This window comes from Pedobacter glucosidilyticus DSM 23534 (assembly GCF_000425145.1).
Taxonomy (GTDB): Bacteria; Bacteroidota; Bacteroidia; order Sphingobacteriales; family Sphingobacteriaceae; genus Pseudopedobacter; species Pseudopedobacter glucosidilyticus.
On sequence record NZ_AULF01000038.1, the window covers coordinates 20,492 to 27,579 of the forward strand.

Sequence of the window (7,088 nt, forward strand, 5' to 3'; positions counted from 1 at the left end):
TTTATCTGTATAAATCGTAAATTTTTAATTTCAAGTATTTCGTAACTGCAAAGTAAGTACTTAAGCAAGAGATAAAGATACCCACGCCAATTACTGCCAAAAATACAATGGCAAACTCATAGTAATTTCTTAAAATTACCAATTCTGGAATTTGTTGTTGTGCAAAATATAAAGTTAGCACCAATAAAATAATAGCAATTAAACCAGCAATTAAACCGTGTAAAAAGCCGTATACTAAGAAAGGTTTCCTGATAAAACTTCTGGTAGCACCTACCAATTGCATACTTTTTATTAAGAAACGCTGCGAGTAAATGGCCAGTCTTATGGTATTATTAATTAAAGCAATAGCGATGATTAAAAGCACAGCACCAAATCCAAAAATTACTAATGATATGGTTCTGATATTTTGATTAATCATATCAACTAAAGATTTTTGATACCTAACTTCATTAATCATCGGATTTTTTTGAAGCTGTTTACTTAAAATATCAATACTTTGGTTGTTAGCATATTCTGCTTTTAAATAGACATCAATAGAAGAAAGCAAAGGGTTATAGCCTAAAAATTTAATAAAATCTTCACCTAAATCTTGGGTTAGGTTTCTTGCAGCTACTTCTTTACTAATGTATTGTGTAGATTTTACATAACCATTAGCCTCTACCTGTTTTTGCAGAGCTAAAATATCAACCTCTTTTGTACCCTCGTTTATCACTAAGTTAAGTACAATGTTTTCTTTAACATAGTTGGATAAATTTTTACCATGTACCAGAATTAAACCTAGTAGACCTACCATCAATAACACTAAAGAAATGCTTATAACGGTTGAGATATAAATGGTTTTGGTTTTTTTTGATGCTCTGCTATCTTCAAATTCTTCCATAAAAACTGATGATTATTTCTGCGAAAATAAGAAACCTTAGTCTAAAATAAGCATGATTACTTGTAAACTATAGAATTTAACATTTTTTGGCTTTTAAAATATTTAAATAACGTTTTTGCATCTCGATATTTTATAAGTTCAGCATCTTAAAATAAATAAAACCCTAAAGCCTATACATAAATTTTTTATTTTCGCACAAATAAAGAATTGCGAAATGGATTATCAATTTAAAAGTATAGAAGCTAAGTGGCAAAATTTCTGGGCTCAAAACCAAACTTATAAAGTAGAAACCGATACCACTAAACCCAAATATTATGTGTTAGATATGTTTCCTTATCCATCTGGGGCAGGTTTGCATGTTGGGCATCCACTGGGTTATATAGCTTCTGATATTTTTGCTCGTTATAAAAGATTAAAAGGCTTTAACGTTTTGCATCCTATGGGTTATGATTCTTTTGGTTTACCAGCAGAACAATATGCCATACAAACGGGGCAACATCCGGCAATTACCACAGAGGCTAACATTAAAAGATATCGTGAGCAATTAGATAATCTAGGCTTTTCTTTTGATTGGAGTAAAGAAGTACGCACTAGCTCTCCTGATTATTACAAATGGACGCAGTGGATTTTTATGCAATTGTTTAACGCTTGGTACAATAAATCTACTGATAAGGCAGAACATATTTCTACTTTAATCCATCATTTAGAAACACAAGGAACAGCAAATCTAAATGCTGTTTCTGATGATGATACGCAAAAACTTTTACCAACAGATTGGGCTGCTTTTTCTGAAGAAGAGAAGCAAGCAGAATTGTTAAAATACCGTTTAACCTTCTTAAAGGAAAGCACTGTTAATTGGTGCCCTGCTTTAGGTACCGTATTAGCTAATGATGAAGTTAAAGACGGTTTTTCTGAGCGTGGTGGCCACCCTGTAGAGCAAAAGAAAATGATGCAGTGGAGTATGCGTATAACCGCTTACGCAGAAAGATTGCTACAAGGTTTAAATGATATAGATTGGCCAGAGCCGCTAAAAGAAATGCAGCGCAACTGGATAGGAAAAAGTGTTGGAGCGATGGTGAAATTTAGTCTGGAAAGACCGACGTCCGAGGTCGGAAGCCAGGACTCTTCGGACCTCCGTCTGCGGACTTCGGACTTGATTGAAGTTTTCACCACCCGTGTAGATACCATTTTCGGGGTTTCATTTTTAGTATTAGCACCAGAGCATGAATTGGTAGCGCAAATTACTACGGCTGCACAAAAAGCAGAAATTGAAGCTTACATTGCTCAAACCAAAAAGAAATCAGAATTAGATCGTATGGCCGATACTAAAACGGTTTCAGGAGCTTTTACAGGAGCTTATGCCATCAACCCGGTTGATGGTGCCAGAGTGCCAATTTGGATAGCTGATTACGTTTTGGCAGGTTATGGTACAGGTGCGGTTATGGCCGTTCCTTCCGGAGACCAGCGTGATTATTTATTTGCACAGCAGTATAATTTGCCAATCATCCAAATCTTAGATGCACAGCAAATGGAAAACGAGGCCGATCCAACTAAAGAAGGTCAGTATGTGAACTCAGGATTTATCAACGGCTTAAACTATAAAGAGGCAACAGCCAAAGTTATTGCATTTTTAGAGCAAGAAGGTATGGGTTACGCAAAAATAAATTACCGTATGCGTGATGCTATTTTTGGTCGCCAGCGTTATTGGGGAGAGCCTGTTCCTGTTTATTTTAAAAATGGTCTACCATACTTAATAGATGAAAGCGAATTGCCATTGATGCTGCCCGAAGTTGATAAATACTTACCTACAGAATCTGGCGAACCACCGCTAGGAAGAGCCAAAGACTGGAAATATAAAGACGAATACGAGTACGAATTAAGTACCATGCCAGGTTGGGCAGGTAGTAGTTGGTATTGGTATCGTTATATGGATGCAAAAAATGAAAACGCTTTCGCAGATAAAGATAAAATAGCTTATTGGAAAGATGTTGATTTATACATAGGTGGTTCTGAGCATGCTACAGGACACTTATTATATAGCCGTTTTTGGAATAAATTCTTAAAAGATTTAGGTTATGTAACAGAAGAAGAACCTTTCAAAAAATTGATTAACCAAGGGATGATTCAGGGAAGGTCTAATTTTGTTTATAGAACTAGATTGGATATTATTCTAGATTTAAGTAATAGAGATGAAGTAGATTTATCCTCATTTGTTGCAAATAATCCAATATTTGTTTCAAAAAATTTGATAAATAATTATCAAAATTATAATGAAGAAAATGTTTTAAAAAGACTAAGACAAAAATTCGAATCTGCATATCCTAATGTTATTATTGCTAAGTTTGAAATCCGAAAAGGAGGAGCGCCAATTCACGTTGATGTTAATATTGTTGAAAATGATATTTTAAATATTAATGAATTTAAAGCTTCGAGAGATGAGTACGCGAACGCCGAATTTATCTTAGAAAGTGGAAAATACATCTGCGGAGCCGAAGTAGAAAAAATGTCTAAATCCAAATTTAACGTAGTTAACCCTGATGATTTAACAGAACGTTATGGAGCAGACACTTTACGCATGTATGAAATGTTTTTAGGCCCTCTAGAGCAAAGCAAACCATGGAATACCAATGGTATAGAAGGTGTGTTTAAGTTTTTAAGAAAGTTTTGGAAACTGTTTCATGATGAAGCTTTCAATTTTGTAGTTTCTGATGAGGCACCAACAAAAGCCGAGTTAAAAGCTTTACATAAAATCATCAAAAAAGTAGAAGAAGATATAGAACGTTTTTCTTTCAATACATCGGTTTCTTGTTTCATGATTGCGGTTAATGAGTTAACAGATTTAAAATGTAACAAAAGAGCTATCCTTCAAGATTTAGTTTTGTTGTTACACCCTTATGCGCCACATGTTACAGAAGAGCTTTGGGCTTTATTAGGAAATGCAGCAGGAACAATTTCTTACGCAAGCTTTCCTAAATTTAATCCGGAATATTTGGTAGAGAATGATTTTAACTATCCCATTTCTGTTAACGGTAAAACCAGAACCAATTTAAGTTTCCCTTTAAGTATGGAAGCGGCAGATATAGAAAAGGAAGTTTTAGCAAACGAAGCTGTTCAAAAATATTTAGAAGGTAAATTGCCTAAAAAGGTGATAGTAGTAAAAGGAAGAATTGTTAATATTGTAGTTTAGAATTAAATATTTAGAACCGTAAATATTATATTTGCGTATAAATCCTAAGCTAAACAAATTAAAACCTATAAACTATGAAAAATTTATTTTTTATTTTACTTCTACTCGTATGTACTAATTTCTTAAATGCTACAATTGTTGATGATAAAAAATCTGAAATTGTTATAGAAAATAACGAAATCAAAGCAAAAGACAGGGTTCTAGGAAAAATTAAAGCCGATGAAAAAGAAATAATTGCTGCAAAATCTAAAATCAAAAACTATATAGTTTCTATTTACAACAAGAAAGGCGCTTTAATTGCCACTTACGATGTTAAATCTGCATTAAAGCAATCTAAAAAAGACCGTAATATTTTAGAAGCATCTTTAAAAACGTATAAAGATAATGTTACCCATACAGGGTCTAATTTCTTAGATTTTAATGCAAATATGACTACAGAAATAGACCAAACGGCACCACAATTCTCAAGAGTTATTGAATATTTAATTCAAAACAAATACATGTAAATCTTTTTTATTAAAAAGGTTTAGTAAAGTAAGTGTTACAGGAGAAAATAATTTCTGCACTCCTGTAACATTTACTTTTTTTTTGCTTCTAATTTTGCAAATACAACAAAACAAGGGATGAAATATTTATACTTATTACTAATTGTTTTAATATCAACTAAAACATTTGCTCAAATGCCTATGGGGGCAGGTGGTGGTTCAAGCACCATTATTGGCAAAATATCGGGTACTGTAATAGACTCGCTAACCAATAAACCTATAGATTATGCAACTATCGCACTATCAAAAAGTCAGCAAACAAAATCAACCAATGGCTCTTTGGCAGATGATAAAGGCGCTTTCAAAATAGAGAAAATAATACCCGGTAAATACAGAATCACCGTTTCTTTTATTGGTTATCAAACCAAAATTATAGATCCTGTAACAACAACCAATAGTAAGCCAGATATTAATTTAGGCACCATCAAGTTGTCGCCTAACGCAAAGCTTTTAAACGAAGTTGTTGTAGAAGGACAAACATCTATAGTAGAAAACAAGATAGATAAACTGGTTTATAATGCAGAAAAGGATGTAGCTATTGCCGGTGGTAATGCTACTGATGTTTTACGTAAAGTACCACTTTTATCTGTTGATTATGATGGTAATGTGTCTTTGAGAGGAAGTTCAAACATCAGGGTACTAATTAATGGTAAACCATCAGGTACCATGGCAGGTAATATTGCTGATGTTCTAAAAGCGATACCTGCAGATCAAATTAAAAATGTAGAAGTCATTACATCTCCATCGGCAAAATACGATGCTGAGGGTACTTCTGGTATCATCAATATCATCACTAAAAAGAACAACTTAGAAGGAATGAGCGGTTCAGTTAATGCAGGCGTTGGTATCCGTCAAAATAGTGGAAATATAAATTTAAATCTTAAAAAGAGTAGGTTAACCGTAACTGCTAATGGTGGTGGTTATTATTCTTGGCCACAAACTTCTATTCTAGATTTTAATAGAATAGATAGTGATGGAGGTTTTAATCTTCAAAATGGTAGAAGTACTACAGAGCGTTTGGCAACTAATGGTTCTATTGGTGCCGATTATGATTTTAATAAATACAATTCGGTTAGCTCTACCCTTAAATTAAACTGGTTTCAGTTTGGTGTAGATGGTTTTAATGATATTAATGATTCTAATGAAAGTGATATTTTTACTCGTGTAACCAATAATAAAAATAGAGTTACTGGTTACGATTGGAATAACGATTATACCCACAAATTCAAAAAAGAAGGACAAGAAATTTCATTAGCTTGGCAGTTAACCCAAAGTAATTTGGTTAATGATTATGATTCTTATTTTTCTACAGTAGCTCGTCAAGAAATTGGTACAAGTGATGCTATCAATAAAGAGTCTACTTTTCAGTTAGATTATACCCATCCTTTCAAAAAAGTAGTTTGGGAAACAGGTGTTAAAGCCATTTTAAGAGATATCACCAATGATTCTGGCGTAGATAGTGCAGATTTATCTGGAGGCAATAAAATCCCTGTAGATGGCAGAAATTTTATTTATGATTATAATCAAGATGTGCTTTCTGCTTACACAACCTTTGGCTTTACTTTGGCAAAGAAGTATGGTATAAAAGTAGGAGGTAGATATGAGTTTACAGATATTAATGGTTTTGCAACCGGAACTGCTGCTTTTACGCCTTTCACCAATGATTATGGCAATTTTGTTCCAAGTTTTGTAGTTTCAAGAACTTTCAAGAATTTCCAAACCTTAAAGTTTAGCTATAATAAACGTTTACAAAGACCAAGTGTGTTTTTCTTGAATCCATTCCTAAACTCTGCCGATTTTTATAATCAATCTCAGGGTAACCCTAATTTAGGGCCAGAGCTAGCAGATAATTTTGAGATTAATTACTCTACTTTTGTTAAAACAACTATTATCAATGCTTCTATTTATTATAGAGCAACTAAAGATATTATTGAGAGTATTATTACTCAAAGAGCTGTAGATGGCGAAATTATTTCATTCACCACTTATGATAACGTAGGTAGAAATAATTCTGTAGGATTTAACTTCTTCGGCTCAGTTAATCCAACAAAAAAGCTTACGTTAAGAGGTAATTTTAATATTTATACTTATGATATTAATTTGTCTACTGCAAGTGCAAATTTTTCAGCTATAGAAGATAAAGTTTATTTGATGTATAATGGTTTCTTAAGCGCCACTTACAATATGCCTAAAGGTTTAGTTTTTGAGACTTTCTTAATTACCAACTCACCAAGAAGAACTTTCCAAGGTAGAAATCCATCTTTTAACATGTGGAGCTTGGGTCTTAAAAAAGAATTGTTTAACAAAAAAGGTAGTATTGGTTTAAATGTGATAGATCCATTTAATAATCGTAAAAACTTCGAGTCTGAAATTAGAAACCCAGCCTTTGTACAGTCTAACAACTTCTCCATACCTTTCCGTTCTGTTGGCGTTAACTTCAGTTGGAGATTTGGAAGCTTAAAAGTGAATCAAAATC

At 33.2% G+C, this 7,088-nt stretch carries 4 protein-coding genes; 3 read left to right on the top strand and 1 reads right to left on the bottom strand.

Features of this window, described 5'->3' with window-relative positions; translation table 11 throughout:
• Position 1: 1 nt before the first annotated feature.
• Positions 2–880, bottom strand: a complete 879-nt coding sequence (locus tag H510_RS0111455) for a cell division protein FtsX (protein ID WP_026904457.1) — start codon at positions 878–880, stop codon at positions 2–4.
• Between the two features lie 214 nt (positions 881–1,094).
• On the opposite strand from H510_RS0111455, the gene H510_RS0111460 reads away from it, so the two are divergent.
• From H510_RS0111460 to H510_RS0111470, 3 genes are all read left to right on the top strand, one after another.
• On the top strand, positions 1,095–4,067 hold the full coding sequence (locus H510_RS0111460; protein WP_026904458.1) for a leucine--tRNA ligase: 2,973 nt from the start codon (positions 1,095–1,097) through the stop codon (positions 4,065–4,067).
• 74 nt (positions 4,068–4,141) lie between these two features.
• Positions 4,142–4,573 carry a hypothetical protein gene (locus H510_RS0111465; RefSeq protein ID WP_026904459.1) on the top strand — a complete coding sequence of 144 codons (432 nt, stop codon included), beginning with the start codon at positions 4,142–4,144 and terminating at the stop codon, positions 4,571–4,573.
• Positions 4,574–4,690: 117 nt separating this feature from the next.
• Positions 4,691–7,088 (top strand): TonB-dependent receptor (locus H510_RS0111470; protein WP_036692666.1); only part of this gene is annotated, 2,398 nt, incomplete at its 3' end.

What these genes read in the sequence shown, in the direction of transcription:
- H510_RS0111465 (WP_026904459.1), top strand. Translation starts at nt 4,142, where the DNA reads ATGAAAAATTTATTTTTTATTTTACTTCTACTCGTATGTACTAATTTC.
- H510_RS0111455 (WP_026904457.1), bottom strand. Translation starts at nt 880, where the DNA reads ATGGAAGAATTTGAAGATAGCAGAGCATCAAAAAAAACCAAAACCATT.
- H510_RS0111460 (WP_026904458.1), top strand. Translation starts at nt 1,095, where the DNA reads ATGGATTATCAATTTAAAAGTATAGAAGCTAAGTGGCAAAATTTCTGG.